Source organism: Ochrobactrum quorumnocens (genome assembly GCF_002278035.1).
GTDB lineage: Bacteria > Pseudomonadota > Alphaproteobacteria > Rhizobiales > Rhizobiaceae > Brucella > Brucella quorumnocens.
Window position 1 is genome coordinate 529,053 of sequence record NZ_CP022605.1, and the last position, 22,986, is coordinate 552,038.

The following is a 22,986-nucleotide window of genomic DNA, read 5'->3' on the forward strand; positions in this document are numbered from 1 at the left end:
CGACAATGATAGCCTGAATGGCGTCCTTAATCCTTTGAAACCGCGAGCGCCCCTTGGATCTCAAGCTGGACAATAATCGTCTGCCACCATTGCAGACACTTCAAAGCTTTTCAGTTGTCGCTGATACTGGAAGTTTTACGGCTGCAGCAAATCAGTTGAACATCAGTCAAAGTGCGATCAGCCGTCAAATCCAGCTTTTGGAACATTATTTCGGCTGTAGCCTTTTTGACAGGCATACGCGAAAAGTACTTTTGACAGAGCAAGGGCGCGCGCTGCTGCCCATCATCAATGGATTGATGGCTTCGCTTAAAAGCTCCTTTGAAGCTACAAAACGTCCAAGTCGCACACTGACTATCCGTATGCCACCAACGTTGGCTCGGCGTTGGTTCCTCCCTCGCCTCCCGGATCTTTTAAAAAAGCACCCTGATCTGAATATAAATATCGATACTGCCTGGTTTGCGCGTCCGAATTTCTCAGTTGACGATATCGATATGCTGATAACTTATGGAAATGGCAGTTGGCCAGGGATGGTGGTTATCCCTCTGGTCAGAGAAAGTCTGACACCTATGTGTTCGCCGTCGTTGATCGAAACATTAGGGCAGCCTGCGAACATAGACAAACTGGCTGAATGTGTGTTGATTCATTCAAATCCGCGACACAGTGACTGGATGCTCTGGTTACAGGCTGAAGGCGCTTATTCGCTCCGAGGCTCGAGTAATCAGGTTTTTGACACGCAAGATTTTGCAATAACGGCTGCGGCAAGTGGTTTTGGCGTGACCATGGGTGACCTTACATTTGCAGAGGATGACTTAGCCAGTGGGGCGCTTCTGCGCCCTTTCTCCAGAGTTTTGGACACAGGCTATGGCTATTTTGCGCTGTTTCCAGACCGAAAGCAAAATCGCGATAAAATACAGGATATTTCAGGCTGGTTCGAATTGAACGCCATTTAGCTTGGATATATATAACCTAATTTTGTGACATGATTAGAAGTTACAGCATTTTGTAACGTGGGATATTTCAGCTACTCAATCTCACAAGCTGCTATTTAACCATTTGCGATCATTAAACAATTTTACGGTCAACGTTTGATTGCCAGTCAAGATTTTCGGTTCCAGCTAACGTCGGTAGTGATATGAAGCCACGCATGTAGAAAAGGAGCGCAGTTGAGGCACTTCAGCATAACCTCACCTGGACACAGTTCGTTGCGCAAAATACTGTGCTGGGGTGCTGCCGAGAGCCTTTTTGAACAGGTTCCGTTGCAAAAATTCGTTCATCACGGAGCATGCCTTGGCTGCAGACGCAATTATGCTGTGAGGGCTGTGAACTGTTGTTTGAGTGAAAGCGGTGTCGCTGCGGCGAAAATGCCCTGCTGCTTTCGCATCATGTGAATGAGTTCGATACCAGCCAAAGTGATGCTGGCTGAGACTGTGCATTTGAACCCAAGCATGGATCTTATCCGGCGTTTGATACGCCGGTGATCCTGTTCAATGTTGTTGTTCATGTACTTGGAGGATTGAATAACAATCGGGTTTCCACCTCGCTTTAGTCGATCTTCGGCGTCACACTGGATGATTGCTGTTCGGTTTGTCTGGCTGCCATCGACCGTGATGCGGGTCGGTCTGCCATGGCGTGCTAAAGCCTTGCGCATAAAGCGTTTGGCAGCCCTTAAGTCACGCTCTTTACTAAACCAGAACTCAACCGTATCACCATTACTATCAATGGCACGGTAGAAATACATCCATTGGCCTTTGACGCGAACATAGGTTTCATCGACGTTCCATTTTCGAGTGACTCGGCGTTTCTTGCGGTTGAAGCGCTCAAGCAATTTTGGACTGAAATATTGCGTCCAACGGTGGACTGTCGAATGGTCGAGATCGATACCGCGTTCAGCCATCATTTCCTTCAAATCGCGCAAGCTCAAACTGTAGGAAAGGTACCATCGCACACAAAGTAAGATTACTGACTTATCGAAATGACGGCCCTTGAACATCACATAATCCCGGCTTGCTTGAAAACCGGATCATATATCAGCGACCGTTGACGGAAAGTTTGCAACAGTTCCGACTGAACGATGAGCAATCTTTACTGGCTGAGCGAAGGACAGATGTCACGCCTTCGCCCCTTTTTTCCCAAGAGCCATGGACGACCACGCGTTGATGACAGACGTGTCTTGAGTGGAATTATCTTCATTCTTCGCATTGGGTTACGGTGGTGTGATGCCCCTCGGGAATACGGGCCTTGTAAAACGCTCTATAATCGTTGGAACCGTTGGTGTCACAAGGGGATATTTGCTCAGATATTAGAAGGTCTGTCTTCCAAATCGTCGGTTGGAAAGACTGTCATGATGGATGCGACCTATTTGAAAGCTCACCGCACGGCTTCAAGGCTACGGTTAAAAAAGGGGGCGATGGACGACTGATCGGCCGGACAAAAGGTGGCATGAATACCAAGTTGCATGCCGTCACTGACGCGCAAGGGCGCCCCATCAGGTTACACGTCACGGCGGGACAAATCAGCGACTACACCGGAGCTGCAGCCTTAATCAGGCGTTACCGAAGGTCGACTTCTTGCCGATAGAGGCTATGATGCTGACTGGTTCAGAAAACGGTTAAAAGACAAAGAGATAAAGCCGTGCATCCCGGGTCGCAAAAACCGTAAGAAGCCTATCAAGTATGACAAACGTCGATACAAGCGGCGTAATCGTATCGAAATCATGTTTGGCAGACTGAAAGACTGGCGAAGAATTGCTACCCGTTATGATCGCTGCCCGGTCGTGTTCCGTGCAGCAATAGATCTCGCAGCAGCCGTTATATTCTGGCTCGGAAAGCAATGAGTCCTGAGCCTAAAAGAGGCTCTTGGAAAAAAATGACGCGGTCATCTCAACGGCGGGAGATGGCCAGGAAAGCTGTGGCGTTACGCGGGTCAGCATTGCACTGGCCTGCCGTACCTTTGGTGTCAGCGAGACCTGCTATCGTTACAGCGCTAGGTTGAACGAAGAGAACGAGCAGATCGCCGATCTGCTGATCGGGCTAACGAGGGCGAAGAAGAGCTGGGGCTTTGGTCTTTGTTTTCTTTACCTGCGCAATGTCCGGGGGCATCGCTGGAACCACAAGCGCATATACCGCATCTACCGTGAGCTGGAACTGAACCTCAGGATCAAGCCACGCAAGCGGTTGAAGCGCGACAAACCCGATGCGCTGGCCGTGCCCGAAGCGCCAAATTTGATTTGGTCCATGGATTTCATGGCGGATCGGTTGGAGGACGGCAGGCAATTCCGGCTGCTGAATGTCCTGGACGACTTTAATCGCGAGGGGCTCGGCATTGAAGTCGACTTCTCACTACCAGCTGAGCGTGTCATTCGTTGCCTCAACCAGATCATCGAATGGCGCGGCAAACCCCGCACCATTCGTGTGGATAATGGCCCTGAGTATGTCAGTGGTAAGCTCATGGAATGGGCAGAAAAACAAGGGGTTACTATCAGTCACATCCAACCAGGAAAGCCGCAAAAAAACGCATATGTCGAGCGCTATAACCGAACTGTTCGGCACGAATGGCTGGACCAGCACATCATTGCAAGCATCGAAGAGGCTCAGGAATTCGCTACCCAATGGCGCTGGACGTATAACAACGAACGTCCCAATATGGGTATCGGCGGCAAAACGCCCGCACAGAAACTGAAAATGGCTGCGTAAATTCTACTGCAAAGCCCCGTTAAAAACGGGGGGATTACCCCTGAAATTCGCTTGGTCGCCTCAGCAAAACTTCCTTTACACAATATGACAGCGCCTTGATTCTGTCGTATCGCGGGCGCCAATTAATACGACGGGAAAGCGGAGGTGGAGCCAAGTAATGCAACGGGTGCAGGACACACAAAGCTCAGGATCTGGAGAATGACATTAATTGAAGCAACTTGCGAGTACGGAATAATAATTCGGCGAGAAAGCTTAAAACACGCCGAGATAAATCTGGAAAAACTGTGTGAGCTAATGGAACAGTCTCCTCCTTTAGACACTAGCGACGATATCGTGTCTTTTGGCCCGTTATTCGGAGGGGAAGCTGCCGACGAATTTGTTAGACGGCTCCAGGTCGCAGGACTAAAGTACCTAGAGGATTTCTTCGTTTTTAACGGCGACTTTCCAGATTGGTGTCGCTTCAAGGTGTGTTTGAAGGGCTGACCGATGCGATATGTCTTGGATTTCACTGGGTCAACATTGGCTATGCAATCGGGGCGCACCTCTAAAACCCTCAATTATAAGTAAAAAGAGACAATCAAAATCGGCGGTTGGTCGCATTCTAGACGTCGATAGTTTACGAACGCCGCAAGTTCTAAGATTGCATTCCAAATTTCTGGCGAGCGGTCTTTCAGTTTTTGTCCGTGATCGAGTTGTAAAACAACCATCTTTCCTCTTTCGACCACGAAACTTGAGAAGTCGTCATCCAAACTGGTCATGCAGTCGACCCAAGCGCTGAGATTTCTCCCATAAAAGTCTGGAAAACCAAAAGCAGAAATGAAAACATCATGGAAAGACGGCCAGTCCAAGATTTCGGAACAATCGATCTTCTTAATTGTGCAATTCATCAATAACTATCCATAGCAACAGTGTTCCGAATGAGTTAATCACTCTCCGATTCCGACAGATTTTCCAAAAGCTTTTCCGCAAACGAAACTATTTCCGGAACAAGTAGTAAATTATCAGATAATTCAGAGCAAAGTTCAGCGAGTTGTTCTCCGGTAAAAATCTGATTCATTTCGGCTATTGTTATCGCCTTGTCGTTTTTTATTGCGTCTATGCTCTCCCTCTTGAGGTTCCTCAGTTGGGATTTTATCTGCTCAATCTGATCTGCGTCGATCCCGCAATTATATCGTAGCAAGAACGACGCCATATGAATTGGGGAAAAGTCAAATGCATCACGACCACAGCAAGCTGCCTCGCAGACCGTTTCGCAGTGTTTGATGAGGCCAAGCAGCGGATAATCCAATTTCATAAGCTATATACTCGCTATTTGCTCAGGAGTTTAGCCAGCACTCATGGCTTTTAAAAGCATGAAGCAGTGTCTACGCTAGGGAACCATTGGAGCACGCGTTGGATGGCAATTTACCTCCAAGACAGGAGGCGCGAAATTTGATTTGTTTCCGAGCATAGGAACACCATTTGAAATTGATATAAAACCGTGAGGGTGGCCCAATGAAAAATCGCGAGAGAGACGTCATCGATTCCTTCTATGAGGAAGGCGAGATCGATTACATTTTCTTTGCACAAATCATTGCAGCGGTTTCCTATGATGAAAATGACATTGACTTATCGAAGAGTGTTGGCAGAAAATTGAGTGATGCCGTATATTATTAGATTATAATGTTGGTACTGGAGATTTCAAGCTAGGCAAGAGCATCACAAATCGTGACGGTTCTGTTGAGTATATTGAACTAGATAGCAATATTGACAACTTTCTAAAAGAATTGAGAATATCTATAAATGAACATGGCATTGACAGCATTGACGTAAATTATGGCTTTTGGATTGGGAAGGTAAAGGGACGTATTGCTGATTGTCCCATACCCAAAATTATAAAGACTATATTCTCTTAGTACATGATGGAATTGCATTATTATTATGCGTTCGTTGCGACGCATTGATTGCACACACTCTCCTTGCCACAGGAGGCGGATTACGGCGAAAAACGTGCACCGTAGATACCATCCGCAACTTTCAATAACCGGTGCAGCGTTGTTTGCGTGTCATTGATTTTGTGTATGAGTCAGGAATGAACACCCGTGAGCCATTCCAGATAACCAGTCAAGATTCAGGGTCCTGCTTCTCACCCGCAGCAATTGAGCTCCGTAACGCCTTGAAAGGATGTGAACTTACGGCCCTGTCGTAATCTTTCTCTAAGATAATGTTTTCGTTGATATTATTTATCATACTGATCTACCACACTACTTGTATAGGCGAGTTATTTAGCTTAGTCGTTCGCGACAATAGCGTTCGATTTATATCTAAATTTAGGAACGCGCGAATCTTTGAAGCGGTTGAAAGTCGTAATTGTCGCCTGCACGTACAGCGTCGATATAAGCTCTACGCATGGCATTCGCATCGACGAGGCCGGCCCCGCCCCATGTGAAGCGACTGCCGCCCAAAGCCACGACCAGAAGATCGGCCGCAAGACGCGCGTGACGGCCGTTTCCATTTGGGAACGGATGAATCCAGGTCAGTCGCGTATGGAATCGAAGTGCAACTTCATCTGTTGCAAAAGTCGCATGTTCACTCCAGTAGCGCACATCGCCGAGGAGATGTCGCAACTCTACGCCAATTTTATAGGCGTCTACGCCGATGTTTCGCGGTGTCGTGCGGAAACTTCCTGCCCACTTCCAGACATCCTGGAACATCCGCTTGTGCAGGCCTAACAGAAATCGCTCGTCGAGTACGTCGCGCTTTCGGCCGAAAGCCCATCGGTCAGCTTCGGCGATCCCGAGTTGCTCGACCTCGTTCAACTGGTCGCGCGTGGTGATGTAGCTGGGTATCAGATCGCGGCGCTCATCCGGCGTCAACGGCGTCGCAGCATCATCCTCAGCGCCAATCAGCGGATCGGTCATACGTCAGCCCACAAGCGCTTGTAGTCCCTGAGAATCTCCTCTGCGAGGTCATCCCGAGCGCGCTCCATTCGGGCGCGGCTGACCGCTTGATTTTCCAGCCGCATGGTCTGAGCCGTACGTTTGAGCTGTTGCTCGGCAACATGACGAGCCCGGGCTTTTACGACATCTTCCAGCCGAGCCTTGGGCACGACGGCATAGATGAGAACGCAATCCAACGCTTCGGCTGCTTGCCGCAGGCTCTTGAGCGTTATGACTTCGCTTGCCTCGGCGCGCTCGAGGGCTGCTATACGTGGCTGGGCAACGCCCAATCGCTTCGAGAATTGCCCGGTCGTCATGCCAATCGATTCGCGAATAGCCCGGATCCACCCCCTTTCCGGGCGAATCAACGGCTCCATTGTCCGCAGAGGTGTTAGCTGTAAGTCCAGCGCCCATCGAGCGAGAGCATTCAGATTTCGTCTTTTAGAATCCATAGGTTTCAATCTCCTGCTAATTTTATAACCTATGAATTCCACAAATTCCACTGTTCCTGAACTTATAGATTAATATTATCCGAATTGACGGAATGCGTAGGTTCTATCGGTGGAATTTCGTGAACCTCAGCCGGGTAGTGTTAAACGATCGCAGCTGCTCCCTTTAGGCATCAATCCGGGCGAGCGCACGATCAAACGGGTTCTGTACTAAGCCTCAATACCCAGCTGGAGAGTCGACATGTCCGCAGATGGACAGCGCGTGTCGTCCATCACTCTGTTCGGCTCCAATCTTCAATGTTGTTGTGGATAGATATGTTGCAACCTGAAAACGTGATTTAGCAGGCATCAAAGAGCGGATATGCAGGATCATGACCCTCTTTTACCACTCAGGGTCAGTGTGAGGGGAACCATGTACGCACGGGACGATTTCCAGCTGCTGGCTGCTCGCACAGCAAAGGTTCAAGTGGACCTTCCGTGGCGTCGACAGCAGGAATGGATGAACCCTCATGTTTCGTTCAGCGAGCTGCCTCAGACACCAAACTACTCGTCGTCGGAACACATCACTGCTCTGATAGGCAAAAACGGTACCGGAAAGTCGCACCTTCTCAGTTCGATCGTCCAGACGTTTGTGACGTTGGAGCAGTTGCAGACGCGAAAACGTCGCACAATCAGGGAGTTTTCACTCGAGCACCTCTCATACATGATCGATGGGCGCCACTGCACGATAGACTACTATGGCAAGCAAACCTTGGAATGTCGGCTTGACGGAGTAATGATATCTATTTTTGATTTGCCGCTTCCGAGACGGGTTGTCGCGCTAACCATCAGTCCCTTCGATAAATTCCCGGTTCCACGGTCCATCCGACACTCTGTCAAGCCGGTTGATGCCTCGATCTACGAGTATCTCGGGCTTCGCGATCAATTCGGCAAAGCTTCGATGGAATCCCTTCTCTTTCGGTCACTGAACAATCTGTTCGAAGAGGCGGAGAACGAGGCGCTCCGTCGCATCAATATTGGCTCGGTCTTTCAATTCCTTGGGCTGGAGCCGATCCTGACCGTCATTTACAAGATACGGATCCACTCGTCAGTGTTGCGGCGGTTGCAGCGCGGAGAAAGGGTCGATTGGAAAACGATCGGCGACTTCTCGGAGAGCCGCAACGTCGAGGAAATGCTTCGTAGCGGCTTTGACGAAGCGGAGCTGAACAATCTGCTGGACCTGGCAATGGGGCGCGCTGAGGACGGGTTCGTCAAGACGGTTGCGGATTTCAATTACGGAGGCGCTCTCGACGATACTTTTCGCGTCCTGCAACCGTTGCGGCGCGCAGGGTTTCTCCGGCTTTCCGGTGTCGAGGTTAAACAAATCAACGGTCCGGTTTCCAACCTGCGACGTGCCAGCTCCGGACAGCTGAGCATGATCTGCGCGCTGCTTGCCTTGGCTTCGGTCATCAACAATGCGAGCCTCGTGTTGATCGACGAGCCAGAACTCAGCCTGCATCCTGAGTGGCAGGTCGACTACGTCAATTTGCTAATCAAGACGTTCGCCCGTTTCAAAGGATGCCACTTCGTTATCGCCACGCATTCTCCGATGGTCATATCGGAGCTTCCCAAGCATGCGAACGTCATCGCGCTCGACCAACCGTCAATGCCGGCCACAGAAGCTATTACCGGTCAGTCGGCAGACTACCTGCTCGCGGAGGTGTTCGGTACGCCAATGCCCGGAAACCTCTATGTCAGGGGGAGGGTCGTCGCAGCACTCGAACTCATCTCGGAAGGTAAGTCGAAGTCGCCGGAATTCGACGAGGTCACAGCTGATCTTCACAAGATCAGTCAGCAATTGAAACCGGGAGATCCGATTGCGGATATTATCGGCGATATTGCTGATGTCGCTCGGTCTGCGGGAACGAAGGCGTCGTAATGAACCCGGTTGTCTATTCCGACGCAAATCAGCTCATCATCAAAAACTATGAAGACCGTCCTGCTGTCGATCAGGCTGGGTCCTATTGGGGCGACGATGAAGTCTCTCCAATTCGAAAGCAGATTAAGGACCACTACATTGCTGAACAGGGTCAGCGGTGCTGCTATTGCACATTTGAAATCGCGACTAACAACAATGCAGTTTGGGACGGGGAACACATCATATCCCGTGACGCAGCACCCAGGTTCATGTTTGTACCTCAGAACTTGAGCATTTCTTGCAAGGATTGTAATCTTGCCAAGAAGGAGAAAGAGGTCAGGGTCAATCCCGCGCTCAAGCGGTTCCCAACTCGATCTCAGCAATATAAAATCGTGCATCCCCATTTTGACAACTACGCCGATCACATCCAGTGGTTCGGGAAAGTCGTCAAACCTCTCACGGACAAGGGTATCGAAACCGTCGCAATGTGCGGCTTGAGCCGCTTCGGAAAGAAGAAGGCGGGAGCAGAGAAGGTGCCCATCCATCCTGCCATGGCCAAGCAAATCGGTGTCCTTATGGATCCCTTTTCAGATCGGATCGACATGCATGTAGCACTTGCCGGCATCAAAGCGTACTTGGAGACGGTTCAGCAGGATTAGTCGAGCGTCAACATCTGGGAAACGGCAGGGGTAATGTTTGCTAATAAAGTGGCGAAACGCTGTCACACCTTTGAGCGCGAGTGTTCGACATGCAAGCTTGGGTGATCGACAGCAACATGCTGCAATCGGATGAGTTGCGCCAGTACCTTCAATCCAGCATTTGCAACCTGGCCGTCCTACCCGATTTCGCTTGGTACGAAATCTACAAGCAGGAATCACTCGATGGAGTCCGGCATGGGCTTTCAGTCGTGGGGGATCATCCGGATCAGACAATACTGCTCCGGTCCGGCGACCATATTGCGCGGCTTGGGCCGGTGGTAGCCGAAGATTTGGGCCGTCTGATCTGGGAGGGGCCATCTGGAGACATTCGCCATTTCGTCTCGCTGGTTCGATCGGATGCTCCATTGGATGAAGACGCCCGGGTCCACCTGGATGCGCTTTGGGCTTGGGCTCGAACCATGAAGCCATCGTTGATTGAGGGCGCTGTCGATTTCGTCGAATCCTTTCCAGAGATGCAGGCGCAGTTGTTCGACCGTGGCGAAATACGAATCATCAGAACGGGCGGCAAATACACCCGGCAGATGATCGTCACCATTTTTAGTACCGCTATCCAGATCTGGGAGACATTGGCAAAGGAGTACGAGTTGCCCCGTGAAGGGTTGAGCGAGCAGGAAATCTCGCGGACCTATCTGTTCCGTTTCGCGCTTGGGCTCATCATGTATCTACTCTGGTGGATACGGGGCGGAAGCCAGGCCGTCGTTCGCATTGATCGCGCGAGCAACGACTTCATCGACCTAAGTTTTGCGGTCTATGCTACTTATTTCGATGGCTTCTTGACCAGAGACGATAAGGCATCATGGGTTCACCAGAACCTGGTCGCCGCGATTGTCAGCTTTCGGAACCATTACGCGGCTGGTTGAACGCGACGCCGCCCATTAAAAGATTGAAAATCGTCACTCCCATATAATCTCGGCCGCAAGATATTCCCGCATGACCAGCCGAACAATCACACCTCCTGATTGAAGAACAGCATAGCGGTAAACGCCCTCTTGCACAATTATCCAACCCTCATCGAGATCATCGCCAGTGATAAATCGGGTCATCAAGCGACTGCCGACTTCGGGCATCAATCCTTCCGGCCAAACGACATTTTCAAATACTTCAGATTGGGTTTCGTCCAATACGACGAGAGGCCCGAACCATACTCGCGACGGCTCCCCAAGCATTGGTTCCCCTAGTTCATAGAAGGCATGACCGCGGGCATTCTTGATCAGAACCCTCCGCAGGCGATCATGCTCGGGCGACCAAGCGACCGTTTCCTGGCCAAAAAGGTCGCGTTCGACCGTCTTCGACCTCTCTATCCGAGCACGCAAAGCAACATTGCTACGAAACGTCGCTTTAGGTCGGTCCACCACCTGCGCATCGGGATTGGTGCCTCCGGAAAGGACAGCTCCGAGAAATGCAGCAGTGTATTCTTCGTCCTCTGCGAAGCTCGAATTGCAAGGCTGGCACACCCGAGTGAGAGGCAGGTTAGCAGGAAACGGCTCGTCCAGAAGTGCTTTTGAAGGCGCGTGATCGCGGTTCGCGATGACCTGCTCTAGGCGAGAGCCGCAGTGTATGCACCAAGTCTTGTTTCGACGATCAGCGGTGTCCTCGACCTGCTTCACCGTAACCGCTGTTCCAATCCCACATTGTCCTCGCCGCCCTGATCTGTGATCGCCTATCCATGGATGAGCAACGGGAGTTTCTCCATGGAGACTACATTGGAGTTTCTCACGACCAGGAAGTCTGGGCGTGAGCCGCAGCGGCATTGGCCGGACGAGGTGAAGGCGCAGATCGTTTCCGAGACCCTTCGGCCCGGAGCGTTGGTGAATGAAGTTGCAGAACGCCACGGCCTTAAGCCAAACCACCTCTCGACTTGGCGAACGATGGCGCGGCAGGGCAAGCTGGTTCTGCCAGCACCCGAGGATGCGGTGGAGTTCGCGGCGGTTGTCGTCGATCCACCCATTGCGGAGCCGCCCATCAAGAAAGCCAGCCGTCCCGAGATCATCGTCGGCGCTGTCACGATTCGCTTGGAAGAAGGCGCGTCCGCCTGCCGGATCGCCGCTGTCGCACGTGCCTGTGCGGTTCCGGCATGATCTTTCCCTCGAACCGGGTTCGGATCATGGTGGCGACCAAGCCTGTCGATTTCCGCAAAGGTCACGACGGCTTGGCGGCGCTGGTCAAAAACGAACTGCACAAGGACCCGTTCACGGGAACGGTCTTCGTATTCCGGTCACGCAAAGCGGATCGGTTAAAGCTGATCTACTGGGATGGCAGCGGTCTGGTGATGGCATACAAGCGGCTGGAGGAGCATACGTTCACCTGGCCAGACATCCGCGACGGTCTGATGACCCTGGGACATGCCCAGTTCGAAGCGCTGTTTGCCGGGCTCGACTGGCGTCGGGTCCGGTCCGTAGAGGCGCGAGCGCCAGCCGCAATCGAATAGGTGCGTCACGATGACTCGGGTGGCAAATTCGGGCAGCGAGACGCCGCCCAATTTGATAAACTTCCAGTATGTTGGACGCGGTCGATCTTCCAGACGATATTACTGCCCTGAAGGCGATGCTGATCGCCTCCCAGCTTCGTGAAGTCCGCAAGGACGAGCGGATCGAACGGCTGGAGAAACTGGTCGCCGCTTTCAAACAAGCCGCCTTTGGCCGCAAATCCGAGAAGGCCGATCCTGAGCAATTCGATCTTGCACTGGAAGACCTGGAAACGGCCATTGCGGCGATACATGCCGAAGACGACGCCGACAGTGCTCCAGGTAGGCCGCACCCCAAATCTCGCGCCGCCAATCGTGGCTCTCTTCCCGCCCATCTTCCTCGTATCGAAGAGATCATCGAGCCGGAAAGCTTGATCTGCAACTGTGGCGGCGGCCTGCATTGCATCGGCGAGGACGTGTCCGAGCGGCTGGATATCATTCCGGCGCAGTTCCGCGTTATCGTCACGCGTCGGCCAAAATATGCCTGCCGCGCCTGCACCGACGGCGTATCCCCGGCTCCAGCACCAGCACGATTCATCCACGCTGGATTGCCTACCGAGGCGACTATCGCACATGTGTTGGTTTCGAAGTATGCCGATCACCTGCCGCTCTATCGGCAGGCCCAGATCATGAGCCGACAGGGTATTGATCTCGACCGGTCCACACTCGCCGATTGGGTCGGCCGGGCCGCATTCGAACTGCGCCCAGTCTTCGACGCTCTTATTGCCGACTTGAAGCGGTCGACGAAGCTGTTCATGGACGAGACGCGTGCGCCAGTCCTCGATCCTGGCTCCCGCAAGACCAAAACAGGATACTTCTGGGCATTGGCCCGTGATGACAGACCGTGGGACGGAGGTGCGCCGCCCGGCGTCGCCTTCACCTACGCACCCGGTCGCGGCGGAATATATGCCGAGCGGATATTGCAAGGATTCACAGGCATCCTCCAGGTCGATGAATATGCTGGATATAATCGACTGATCGCACCGGATCGTGTCGGTCCCGACATCCAGCTTGCCTATTGTTGGGCTCATGCCAAGCGCAAGCTGGTCGAGATCACGCGCAGCGGCTCAGCACCGATTGCCGAGGAGGGTGTAAAGCGGATCGGCGAACTCTATCGGATCGAGGCCGAGCTACGCGGGCTCTCCGCAGAAGCTCGCCTCGCTGGGCGGCAAGAACGATCATCGCCATTGATTGCCGACATGCGAACCTGGCTGACGCAGCATCGCACCCGCGTCGCTGGTAAATCGCCGCTCGGCGAAGCGCTTTCCTACATCGCCAAATACTGGGATGGCCTCTGCATCTTCCTTACCGACGGCCGGATCGAGATCGACAACAATACCGTCGAACGGACCATTCGGCCGATAGCGTTAAATCGGAAGAATGCTCTCTTTGCAGGCCACGATACTGGGGCCGAGAACTGGGGGACAATCGCCTCCCTGATCGAGACCTGCAAACTCAATGCCGTTGATCCACATGCCTACCTGACCAAGACGCTCACCGCCATCGTCAATGGCCATAGGCAGAGCCGTATCGAAGAGCTGATGCCGTGGAATTATTCGCGGCGGTCAAACGGATAAAGTCTGCTGTCGGCCCAAAGCTGCCATTAGACTCAACGATTTACATTTGTTTTCAAACCGGCTTGCAGTCGCTCGAAGCTTTTCGGATCATGAGCAAATTGTGTAATCGTGGGACGACGAGCGCAGAGTTCACGCATGCGCCTTGTGGTGTCGTGGTGGATGGCCGCGCTGAATGCCACGCCGTCAACCTGCCCCTCGATCATTGCCTGTTCGCTGTATGAGGCGTCTCCTGCGATCAGTACGCAGTGATCTTCCATTTCAACGATTACAGACATGTGGCCGAGCGTGTGTCCGGGGGTGGGTACGATACGAACCCGACTGTCTGACGTGAGCACACTCGACCGTTCAAAAGTCTCCCATGGAGAGTCTTTGAAATCTACGAGGGAAGGCTTGAGCCACTTGGGATAATGGGAGTTGAGATAGCCCACGGCCGGACCCGTCTTCGATAGTGCAGCGGCCGCTTCGGGACGACTGATCAATATTTCGCTGTTCGGGAAGTGGTTGAGACCGCCCGCGTGATCCCCGTGCATATGTGTCATGATTACCCAGCGGACGTCTTTGGGGTCGAATCCCATCGCGCGAAGGCGTGGCCCTACCTCTTCCTCAGGCTTCACCCACCGACGCTCGCAGAACTGCATGAACGGATGCCACCAGGGCTGGTAGCCCGGATCATTGGCATGAGAGCTTTCCCCGGTGTCGACAACGATCAGGCCTTCAGGGTGCTCGACCAGCCAGCATCCAATCGGGAGACGCGGGCTCCAGTTTTTATCTATTATCACATCCAACGCGCGCGCCGGGCGAGGTTCAAACCTAGCTTGCTCGTGCCTGCTTTTGATCTGTACATCGCCAGTTTGAATGCAATGGATTTTCATGGTAGCGTCCTAAAGCAACAAGTGTTGCTTTATGAGTAAGGATACAATTCATCTATGTCAACGGACATCCAAGACGCAAAGTTCGACACGGTGAAAGAACGCCCCGGTGGGCGGAGTTCGCAGGTAAAAATGGCTGTGATGAATGGGGTTCGATCTGAACTTTCGCGTGTCGGTTATTCCAAGCTGTCTCACCGGGGAGTGGCTGCCGCAGCGGACGTAAATCACGTGACCGTCTACCGCCGTTGGCCGACAAAGGCGCGACTGGTGGCCGACCTATTCCGTGATCTCGCCGCCGACTTGGTACCTATACCTGATACGGGCAGCCTTCATGGTGACTTCGACGCCTACCTCTCCAGCATCGTTCAGATGCTCAACGATCAGTCCTTGAAGCACTTGCTGCAAACCTTTTTCGTCGCGTCATTCGATGGAGACGAGGCTGTAGAAAGTGTAATTTCGGAGATATGGCGGGAAAGGTTTTCTGATGCCGAAATCATGATAGATCGCGCGGTCGAACGGGCCGAAATTCCAGTGACCGAGCGAGGAAATGACGCACTCGAGTGTCTTGTGTCGCCCGTCTGGTTCCGCACATTCATAAGTAGAAAGCCGATCGATGGGAAGTTCATCGATCAGCTTGCAGCGCAAGCCTCTTCACTACTTAAGACGGCGAAATAATGGTTCCAACGCTTCAGCGCGACCGCTCTTGGCGCATTCTTGTCATCCACGTCGCCGCGGTAGATTTCGGGACGACACACCGCGCCTGGTCAACGTGCGAGGAAAACACCGCTTACCTTGAGCGCTTCAACCGCAAGAAACGCCAAGTCACTCGAAAATGGAACGTCGATGAAACCTATGTTCGCGTCAAAGGCCAATGGATGTATTTCTACCGTGCCATTGATAGTAATGGTGATACGGTTGAGTTCTGGTTTAGTAAAGAGCGTGACTTAAGGGCTGCCAAACGCTTTATGCGCAAGGCTTTAGCACGCCATGGCAGACCGACCCGCATCACGGTCGATGGCAGCCAGACAAACCGAACAGCAATCATCCAGTGTGACGCCGAAGATCGACTAAAGCGAGGTGGAAACCCGATTGTTATTCAATCCTCCAAGTACATGAACAACAACATTGAACAGGATCACCGGCGTATCAAACGCCGGATAAGATCCATGCTTGGGTTCAAATGCACAGTCTCAGCCAGCATCACTTTGGCTGGTATCGAACTCATTCACATGATGCGAAAGCAGCAGGGCATTTTCGCCGCAGCGACACCGCTTTCACTCAAACAACAGTTCACAGCCCTCACAGCATAATTGCGTCTGCAGCCAAGGCATGCTCCGTGATGAACGAATTTTTGCAACGGAACCGTTGAAAGAACACTGTTCTTGTTGCGCTATATCTCGGACCCGCAGATCCGGCGCTCCATTCGCGCCGAGACGACCAAGATCGAGTCCTACAACGACTTTCTCGACTGGATTACCTTCGGCGGCCCAGTCATCAAGAGCGGCGATCCGGTCGAGCAGGAAAAACAGGTCAAATACGCCAGCCTGATCGCCAACGCTATCATGCTATCCAATGTCGAGGACCTGACCGGTGTCCTTTCCGCCATGGCGGACGACGGTATTCGCGTTACCCCCCGACTTGGCCGCCTCTCTCAGTCCATATACCCGAAAACAAATCCGGCGCTTCGGAAAGTACTCTCTCGACATGGAGGACTTGCCGGAGCCACTGGTTCCTGCCCCGCTGCCCTTCGAAATTCCACTGTGACCGGTTTCTACACGTATCCTGAACCTACCCCAGCCTAACCTCACAGAAATAGAGTCGATGACAAGAAGACGACAAACAAATTTTCTCTTGATATTAGCGCTCGCGGCCCTCGAAATGGGGTGCAGTTCAGCAAGCGTTTTGGTTTTAACATACTTGCTGAGCTTTTTTACATTATTGCAACAAGCAGGTTAATCGGATACACTCACGATGTATTTGGTGCAGATTTCCAAAAACCGAGATCCTTCTAATTACTTGCTTTTTCTCGTCGGTAGAGTGAGCTCGCGTCCGTTCATAATTCCTTTTGGCCGCATAATTAGAATGAGTATCATGACTACGCCTAAGCCAACCTCCTGTAGACCTTTAGGAAGTTGCACGATAGCGTTATCTGTCTCCAGCATACGCAGAACTTCAGTGACACCCGTTAACAGAATAACACCTATTACCGCTCCGGAAAGACTTTGCAGGCCACCGACAATTAACATTGCCAAAACGAGGAATGTCATCGTGAGATAAAATGTATCGACAGAAAGCACACCCATAAAAGAGGAATAGAACGCACCCCCTACCCCGGCAATTACCGCACTAAGCATCCAAGCCGCGAATCTTGCATAACCAACATTTACGCCCGACGAACGAGCTGCAACGATTTCGTCACGACTTGCCTTGAGCATTAAACCATAACGCGATGACTGGAAAGCAAACGCGACTAATACAGCGCTCACTGCACCTACTGCTGCTGCATAAGGCCCAATATCAACTGGTATATTCGATATTGATGCAGTTCCACCAGTAACAGATTCCCAATTGCTGTAGACTGCGAAGACGATTGCCAAAAATGCAAAAGTTGCAATTGACGCGGCTATTCCACTAAGGCGTACTATCAGTACTCCAACGCAAGCCGCAACGATGGCGGATAGGCCCGCCGCAGCGAGAATGCCTGCATAAAGAGGATAGCTGTTGTCCTGAAGTAATGTCGGCAGTCCTGACATGTATAGAGGTTTGACCATTGGAAGTGTACAGCACGTAAACCATACCGAGGCATATGCGCCAATTGCCACAAAACCCACGTGCCCAAAAGACAAAACACCGGAATTTCCTACAAATATATAAACGCCGACCACAATAATGATACGGATCATCATTTCAGTGATAACCTGAGGCATAGAACCTCCAAGCGAAATACTTACGAGGGCGAGTATCAAAAGTAGAGGCACAATAACCAAAACTGGCCACAGGTATCTGATAGAAGAGTTCAACATAGAAAAATCCTTAAATCCGTTCTTCCAGTGCTTTTACTCGGATGATTCCGCCTGGGCGGAATGCGAGAAAGAGGAACAGCAAACCAAACAGGAAAGCATCTCTAAAAGAACGCAGATCGATAGGAAGATAAGCTTGCAAAAACGAGCTCGCCATTCCGACAGCGAGAGCGCCAAGGACAGCTCCGGTTAAGCTTCCCATGCCGCCAATAACTGTGGCTATGAAGGCATAGGTTATCACTGAAGCGCCCATTGTCGGCGAAAGAACACCCGTTTGCGCTACAAGTAGTAGAGACACGGCAGCTGCCATGATTCCACTTATGGCAAAAGCAAGGCCAATAACGAAGTTACCTTTTACCCCAAGATAACGCGCCATTGTAAAGTCTTCCGATGCGGCTCTCATTTGAATGCCGTATCTGGTTTTGTGCAGAAATAATGTTAGCGCGACAAGAAGGACTACTGTTGTAATGATAACGACGAACTGAAGCGCAGGAATTCGGACGCCAGCTATTTCAATGATCTGAGATAGTGAAGGCCAGAGCCCAATAGACTTTGACCGCCCACTATAGATCATAAGAATAATATTTTGCACCACGTATCCCAGTGCGAAGGATGCAACCATGAGAGTTGCGGGGTGTGCTCTTCTAAGACGTGAAAAGACCAAGCGGTCTGAAAGCAATGCAAATCCAACAACCACGCAACAGACGGCTGGTACTATAACCCAGATGGGAAGTGAACCGATGAAGGCGGTAGCTGTTACTGCCGATGACGGAACGATCAAGCTGTATGCGCCGATCGTAATAAATTCGCCATGAGCGAAGTTTATAAGACGAAGAATGCCGAATAGAAGCCCAATACCAAGAGCGACAAGAGCATATAAACTTCCGAGACTTATGGCGTCAAAGAATGTTTGGATGAAGTAGCTCACTATACGACCTCATTTGATACCGATTCATGGGACGACGAGTGGCCAAAATATGCGTCGGAAAGTGCTGTGCTTTCCTTCATGCTGGCCGCAGAGCCACTGAGTCTTATCGACCCTTCGCGTAGCACATGTATCTCGTCAGCAACGCGAAGCGCTCGTTTCGATGTTTGCTCGTTGATAAGAAGTGTCAAGTTATTCAAACCGCGTGAAGCTAAAAGTGTTTCATAAACTTCATCAACTATCTTAGGCGCCAGTCCAAGTGACGGCTCATCAATCATCAATAGTGAGGGACGCGTCATCAACGCGCGAGCGATAACAAGCATCTGTTGCTCGCCACCTGACAGTTTACCTGCGGCCTGTGAGAGCCTTTCACCGAGCCGAGGAAACAGTTTTAGCATTCGCTCAAAATCTTCAGGAATATTTTCACGATCCTTACGCATGTAAGACGCAACGATAAGGTTTTCCCGGACGCTCATGCTTGGAAATACATGTCTCCCCTCGGGAACCAGAGAAACACCTAACGTTGCGATCGTTTCCGGTTTTTTGCCCCGGAAGGAGTTGCCCTCCAACAATATATCACCGTCTGAGAATCTCACGCCTCCCGCGATCGCTTTCATTATCGTGGACTTTCCAGCGCCATTGGGTCCGACAATCACGGTGATCGACCCAGGTCTGAGCGAAAATGATATACCTCTGACTGCTGTCATCTTTCCATATGAAACTGTTAAGTTTGACACTTCGAGTATGTGGCGTGAATGAGAAATCAAAGTTCTGCTCCCAGATATGCTTCGATTACCGCTGTATTGTTACGGACTTCGTCGGCACTGCCCTCCGCCAACGTTTGCCCCACATCAAGAACATGAAGCCGATTACTCACGCTCATGACCACCGTCATATTATGTTCAATCAGCAGAACCCCGCAGCCAAATTCTGTAGGAAGCACTTTGATTATTTCCATTAGCTCATGACATTCGCTGTCGGACATTCCCGCGGCTGGTTCGTCCAATAGCATGTATGTTGGGTTCATTGCCAAAGCTCGAGCGATACCTACCCGACGTTCGTCCGTGTATGGTAAAGTAGAAGCATCTTTATCTCCGACAGGACCAAGACCGAGCCGCTCTAAAAGAATAGTTGAATCGCGACGAGCACGAGCGCGCGACATGCCTAGCGCTACCATTGGAACCTCTATATTCTCTCTCACAGAAAGATCCGCGAAAAGACGTCCTGATTGAAATGTCCGAGCAACACCATTCAGACGATAATCGGCAGCAGACCATCTAAAGGCGTCCACTCCGTCCACTGTTATATGACCATCGCTTAATTTTTGAAAACCGCTGAGGCAGTTAACTAGGGTTGTCTTCCCTGCACCATTGGGGCCAATCAGCCCCACGATTTCTTGCGGCTTCAACGAAAGGCTGATGTTGCTGAGTGCTACTAATCCGCCAAACCGAACCGAAACACTATTTGCCACAAGTTCTTTTCGCGTTTGATCTTCTACCATCTGTTCCTACATCGGTCGCAGAGTATTCAATGAAAATGCACGTTGGTCCGGACACCTTGGCAATGGAGATACTTCTATCTAAACACCAGTATCTGTGGGATTATTTACCAGCTAGTGTAGCCGCCATCCACCATCAGCACAGTACCTGTGATGTAACTCGCCGCATCGCTTGCCAGAAAGTGTACGGCAGAGGCAACTTCGTCCGGACGTCCGAAACGCCCCATTGGGGTGAGCTGGCGCCATTTCTCGACAGTTGTTTTAGGATAGGTGCCGGTCATTTCGGTTTCGATAAAGGCTGGAGCTATCGCGTTTACGCGCACTCCGGAAGTAGCCCATTCAGCAGCCAGGGATTTTGTGAGCATATGGACACCAGCTTTACTCGCATTGTAAGCGGTTACTACCGTGTCCTGTATGGCAATTTTTCCTGACATAGACCCTATATTGATTATAGATCCTGCCCCTCGCTCCGCCATTTTAGTGCCGACCTCGCGGCAGCAGAAAAAAACACCGTCAAGATTTACCGACAGCACTTTGCGCCAATCTTGGTCAGATGTTTCCGATGTTGGAGAAGCCATGCTAATTCCTGCATTGTTAACAAGAATATCAGGGCAACTTCCAATAAGTTTCATTAAACGACTTAAGGCCTGGGAGTCTGTAACATCCAGCCGGTGTCCTACTGCATTATTTCCAATAGATGCTGCGGCATTCTTTACTGCCTCCTCATCAATATCGGTCATCACAACTTTTGCGCCGAATCCAGCTAGTGTTGCAGCGATTGAAAGACCTATACCACGAGCAGAGCCCGTAACCATAGCGACCCGGCCCGCCAGATCGTAAATATTTGTACGCGGATCCACTTTAACCTCCGAGTTTCGACAAAGACGAGGAGGAAATGCCCGATCCTGAGTAGACGTTGAATACACGCGTTCCGACGACGAAGTCGAAATCAGCTATTGGCTGAAACATTATCGAACCCCTTATTTATTTTTTTGGAAAGTTACGCGATCATTTCACGATAAGTCAAAATATTAATTTTCATACTAATTGATAAATATTTTTAATCGAAATACATTGCTTGGGCTCGAATTAAAATAATAGGGGGAGCCTAATGGTTGATTTTAGGGGACTTGAGACACTTGTTTGGGTGGCTTCACTCGGTAGTTTCAGAAAAGCTGCGGAGAAGTTAAGCGCGACCCAACCCGCAATTTCTCACAGGATCACCCAGCTTGAAGATCATGTTGGAGCTAAACTTCTAGTTCGTGACGGACGGCATGCGGCACCGACGGCCCACGGCAGAATTATGCTGAGCTATGCGGAAAAAATGCTCGCACTCAGGGCTGAGATGCTCTCGCAAATCCGCGATAAGTCTGCAGTTAGAGGCGTCGTTCGACTTGGAGCAGCGGAAAGTATTGTTCAGACCTGGTTGCCAGACTTCATCAAAAAGGTAAGCGAAGTCTATCCTCAGCTTTCAATTGAGATTGAGGTTGATATATCGCTTAATCTACAGGCTATGCTGCTAAATCAGGAAATCGATATCGCATTTCTTCAAGGTGCTGTGTCCGCACCCAGCGCATGCAATAGGTTGCTCTGTGAGTACCCTATAGGGTTCATAGCCAAATCGGATCTGAAATTACCTAAAACTGTTACGATTAGCGATATCGCATCATATCCTATCATTACTTTTTCGAGGAAAACGCAGCCCTACGAGGTGGTCAAATCGCTTTTTAATCACTCGTCATTTTCTCGTGTTAAAATCCATGCAAGTGCCTCTATGGCGACAGCGATTAAGATGGCCTTAGATGGAATGGGGGTTGCTATAATCCCACTAGACCTCGTTTTGACTGAAATTGCTGATGGTAAACTGAAGGTTCTGGAATGCGATGCCTCCATACCGTCACTCTCATTTTTTGTCAGTTGGTTGGATGCACCTGACAATTATGAAGTCGCACTCGTTGGGGAAATAGCGTTTACCGTCGCATCGCAGTGGCAGAAGTCGCGTATGGCTGAGGGCGATTTCCGAACAGCTTAAGTGATTTCCGGATTTTTTATCAATAAATTAAATTCATCGTTTGTCATGAAAATTCGGAAATTGACTAATCGATTCTTGGTGCAAGTATAGCTACATGTTCCACGGCCAAGTGCGATTCACCATGACGATGCCAATTATACGCAGTATATATGACAATGCACACTCTGCTCGATTAGCTTCCCGCAAAGGTGAGTTAACAACCTCAACCTCCGGTGTTGCGCCCGGGTATCAGCAAGGCAATTTGGTTATTCTTCCTAAAAAAGATGCGGAAGATTTTCTGAGGTTTTGCGTCCTCAATCCGAAGCCGGCTCCAATACTCGATGTTAGTGAACCTGGCGATGTTTCGCTCGCTCGTTTAGGTAGCGAAATTGATATACGCTTTGATGTACCAAAATATCGTATTTTCCGGGATGGTATTCATGCCGAAACTGTCAGCGATCTTAGTTCAGTTTGGCGCGCCGACCTCGTAACATTCGTATTAGGCTGTTCTTTTTCGTTCGAAGATGCGCTCGTGAAAGCGAATATACCTGTTCGGCACATGGATAATGGCAAAAATGTTCCGATGTATGTCACAGACGTGGAAACAGTATCTGCGGGATGCTTCGGCGGGCCAATGGTAGTTTCGATGCGCCCTTTTGCACCCAAAAGCGCTATTCAAGCAATGATCCTTTCGGCTCAGATGCCTGAGGCGCACGGCGCCCCGATACACTTTGGAGATCCAAGCATTATCGGAATCAAGGATATTATGAAACCTGACTTTGGCGATGCACCGGATATTCTGCTTGGAGAGGTTCCTGTTTTTTGGGCATGTGGCGTAACTCCCCAGACGGCAATTTTGCGCGCAAGACCTTCTTTGGCAATTACGCATGAGCCTGGGCACATGCTTGTAACCGATCTTCGCTCCGACGGGGGGCGTACCTTCTAAA

Annotated in this window: 22 protein-coding genes and 4 pseudogenes; 14 read left to right on the forward strand and 12 right to left on the reverse strand. The window is 50.9% G+C overall.

Annotated features, from left to right (window positions below; translation table 11 throughout):
* The first annotated feature begins 53 nt into the window (after positions 1–53).
* A complete protein-coding gene (locus CES85_RS24675) occupies positions 54–950 on the forward strand; it encodes a LysR substrate-binding domain-containing protein (RefSeq protein ID WP_095448441.1) in 897 nt (298 codons plus the stop codon).
* A gap of 353 nt (positions 951–1,303) precedes the next feature.
* Here CES85_RS24675 and CES85_RS24680 read toward each other — a convergent pair whose 3' ends face one another.
* A complete protein-coding gene (locus CES85_RS24680) occupies positions 1,304–1,990 on the reverse strand; it encodes an IS6 family transposase (protein WP_095448442.1) in 687 nt (228 codons plus the stop codon).
* An 81-nt stretch (positions 1,991–2,071) separates the two neighbouring features.
* On the opposite strand from CES85_RS24680, the pseudogene CES85_RS24685 reads away from it, so the two are divergent.
* Both CES85_RS24685 and CES85_RS24690 read left to right on the forward strand, forming a co-directional pair.
* Positions 2,072–2,833 (forward strand): annotated as a pseudogene (locus CES85_RS24685) (IS5 family transposase).
* Between the two features lie 26 nt (positions 2,834–2,859).
* A pseudogene (locus CES85_RS24690) lies at positions 2,860–3,692 on the forward strand (IS3 family transposase); the annotation flags it as partial.
* A gap of 557 nt (positions 3,693–4,249) precedes the next feature.
* On the opposite strand, the gene CES85_RS24700 reads toward CES85_RS24690, so the two are convergent.
* The 4 genes from CES85_RS24700 to CES85_RS24715 form a co-directional block, all read right to left on the reverse strand.
* Positions 4,250–4,579 (reverse strand): barstar family protein, encoded by a 330-nt coding sequence (locus tag CES85_RS24700; RefSeq protein ID WP_095448444.1) that lies wholly within the window; start codon positions 4,577–4,579, stop codon positions 4,250–4,252.
* A 35-nt stretch (positions 4,580–4,614) separates the two neighbouring features.
* Complete coding sequence (locus tag CES85_RS24705) at positions 4,615–4,986, reverse strand: DUF6331 family protein (protein WP_095448445.1); 372 nt, start codon at positions 4,984–4,986, stop codon at positions 4,615–4,617.
* A gap of 1,015 nt (positions 4,987–6,001) precedes the next feature.
* Positions 6,002–6,592 (reverse strand): mobile mystery protein B, encoded by a 591-nt coding sequence (locus tag CES85_RS24710; RefSeq protein WP_095448446.1) that lies wholly within the window; start codon positions 6,590–6,592, stop codon positions 6,002–6,004.
* The gene (locus tag CES85_RS24715; RefSeq protein WP_095448447.1) at positions 6,589–7,062 is read right to left on the reverse strand and encodes a mobile mystery protein A; all 474 of its coding nucleotides are present in this window, start codon (positions 7,060–7,062) and stop codon (positions 6,589–6,591) included. Before CES85_RS24715 ends, CES85_RS24710 begins: the two co-directional genes overlap by 4 nt.
* A gap of 409 nt (positions 7,063–7,471) precedes the next feature.
* Between CES85_RS24715 and CES85_RS24720 the strand changes: the two genes are divergently transcribed.
* From CES85_RS24720 to CES85_RS24730, 3 genes are all read left to right on the forward strand, one after another.
* Positions 7,472–8,977: an ATP-binding protein gene (locus CES85_RS24720; protein ID WP_157743512.1), complete on the forward strand. Its 1,506-nt coding sequence runs from the start codon at positions 7,472–7,474 to the stop codon at positions 8,975–8,977.
* A complete protein-coding gene (locus CES85_RS24725; RefSeq protein WP_095448449.1) occupies positions 8,977–9,615 on the forward strand; it encodes an HNH endonuclease family protein in 639 nt (212 codons plus the stop codon). The genes CES85_RS24720 and CES85_RS24725 overlap by 1 nt, the downstream gene beginning before the upstream one ends.
* A gap of 89 nt (positions 9,616–9,704) precedes the next feature.
* On the forward strand, positions 9,705–10,535 hold the full coding sequence (locus CES85_RS24730; RefSeq protein WP_095448450.1) for a hypothetical protein: 831 nt from the start codon (positions 9,705–9,707) through the stop codon (positions 10,533–10,535).
* A 33-nt stretch (positions 10,536–10,568) separates the two neighbouring features.
* On the opposite strand, the gene CES85_RS24735 is transcribed toward CES85_RS24730, so the two are convergent.
* Entirely contained in the window at positions 10,569–11,282 is a 714-nt protein-coding gene (locus CES85_RS24735; protein WP_095448451.1) for a hypothetical protein, read from the reverse strand.
* A gap of 84 nt (positions 11,283–11,366) precedes the next feature.
* On the opposite strand from CES85_RS24735, the gene tnpA reads away from it, so the two are divergent.
* From tnpA to tnpC, 3 genes are all read left to right on the forward strand, one after another.
* Complete coding sequence (tnpA, locus tag CES85_RS27300; RefSeq protein WP_244923312.1) at positions 11,367–11,753, forward strand: IS66-like element accessory protein TnpA; 387 nt, start codon at positions 11,367–11,369, stop codon at positions 11,751–11,753.
* On the forward strand, positions 11,750–12,103 hold the full coding sequence (gene tnpB / locus CES85_RS27305; protein ID WP_157743514.1) for an IS66 family insertion sequence element accessory protein TnpB: 354 nt from the start codon (positions 11,750–11,752) through the stop codon (positions 12,101–12,103). Before tnpA ends, tnpB begins: the two co-directional genes overlap by 4 nt.
* Before the next feature lie 68 nt (positions 12,104–12,171).
* Complete coding sequence (gene tnpC, locus CES85_RS24745; RefSeq protein WP_095448452.1) at positions 12,172–13,716, forward strand: IS66 family transposase; 1,545 nt, start codon at positions 12,172–12,174, stop codon at positions 13,714–13,716.
* 32 nt (positions 13,717–13,748) lie between these two features.
* Here tnpC and CES85_RS24750 read toward each other — a convergent pair whose 3' ends face one another.
* Entirely contained in the window at positions 13,749–14,495 is a 747-nt protein-coding gene (locus CES85_RS24750) for an N-acyl homoserine lactonase family protein (protein ID WP_244923313.1), read from the reverse strand.
* Between the two features lie 147 nt (positions 14,496–14,642).
* Between CES85_RS24750 and CES85_RS24755 the strand changes: the two genes are divergently transcribed.
* The 3 genes and pseudogenes from CES85_RS24755 to CES85_RS24765 all read left to right on the forward strand — a co-directional run.
* Positions 14,643–15,260, forward strand: coding sequence for a TetR/AcrR family transcriptional regulator (locus CES85_RS24755; protein WP_095448454.1), 618 nt, complete (start codon positions 14,643–14,645; stop codon positions 15,258–15,260).
* A 56-nt stretch (positions 15,261–15,316) separates the two neighbouring features.
* Positions 15,317–15,895 (forward strand): annotated as a pseudogene (locus CES85_RS24760) (IS6 family transposase); the annotation flags it as partial.
* A gap of 48 nt (positions 15,896–15,943) precedes the next feature.
* Positions 15,944–16,349, forward strand: a pseudogene (locus CES85_RS24765) (Tn3 family transposase); the annotation flags it as partial.
* A 248-nt stretch (positions 16,350–16,597) separates the two neighbouring features.
* Here the strand turns inward: CES85_RS24765 and CES85_RS24770 are convergent.
* From CES85_RS24770 to CES85_RS24790, 5 genes are all read right to left on the reverse strand, one after another.
* Positions 16,598–17,512 carry a branched-chain amino acid ABC transporter permease gene (locus CES85_RS24770; protein WP_157743515.1) on the reverse strand — a complete coding sequence of 305 codons (915 nt, stop codon included), beginning with the start codon at positions 17,510–17,512 and terminating at the stop codon, positions 16,598–16,600.
* A 106-nt stretch (positions 17,513–17,618) separates the two neighbouring features.
* A complete protein-coding gene (locus CES85_RS24775; protein WP_095448457.1) occupies positions 17,619–18,533 on the reverse strand; it encodes a branched-chain amino acid ABC transporter permease in 915 nt (304 codons plus the stop codon).
* The gene (locus tag CES85_RS24780; protein WP_095448458.1) at positions 18,533–19,237 is read right to left on the reverse strand and encodes an ABC transporter ATP-binding protein; all 705 of its coding nucleotides are present in this window, start codon (positions 19,235–19,237) and stop codon (positions 18,533–18,535) included. The genes CES85_RS24775 and CES85_RS24780 overlap by 1 nt, the downstream gene beginning before the upstream one ends.
* Positions 19,238–19,293: 56 nt before the next feature.
* On the reverse strand, positions 19,294–20,031 hold the full coding sequence (locus CES85_RS24785; protein ID WP_095448459.1) for an ABC transporter ATP-binding protein: 738 nt from the start codon (positions 20,029–20,031) through the stop codon (positions 19,294–19,296).
* Between the two features lie 104 nt (positions 20,032–20,135).
* Complete coding sequence (locus tag CES85_RS24790; protein WP_095448460.1) at positions 20,136–20,888, reverse strand: SDR family NAD(P)-dependent oxidoreductase; 753 nt, start codon at positions 20,886–20,888, stop codon at positions 20,136–20,138.
* Between the two features lie 251 nt (positions 20,889–21,139).
* Here CES85_RS24790 and CES85_RS24795 point away from each other — a divergent pair, with 251 nt between their 5' ends.
* Together CES85_RS24795 and CES85_RS24800 are read left to right on the forward strand one after the other, a co-directional pair.
* On the forward strand, positions 21,140–22,060 hold the full coding sequence (locus tag CES85_RS24795) for a LysR family transcriptional regulator (protein WP_095448461.1): 921 nt from the start codon (positions 21,140–21,142) through the stop codon (positions 22,058–22,060).
* A gap of 121 nt (positions 22,061–22,181) precedes the next feature.
* A complete protein-coding gene (locus CES85_RS24800) occupies positions 22,182–22,985 on the forward strand; it encodes a putative hydro-lyase (protein ID WP_095448848.1) in 804 nt (267 codons plus the stop codon).
* Position 22,986: the final 1 nt, after the last annotated feature.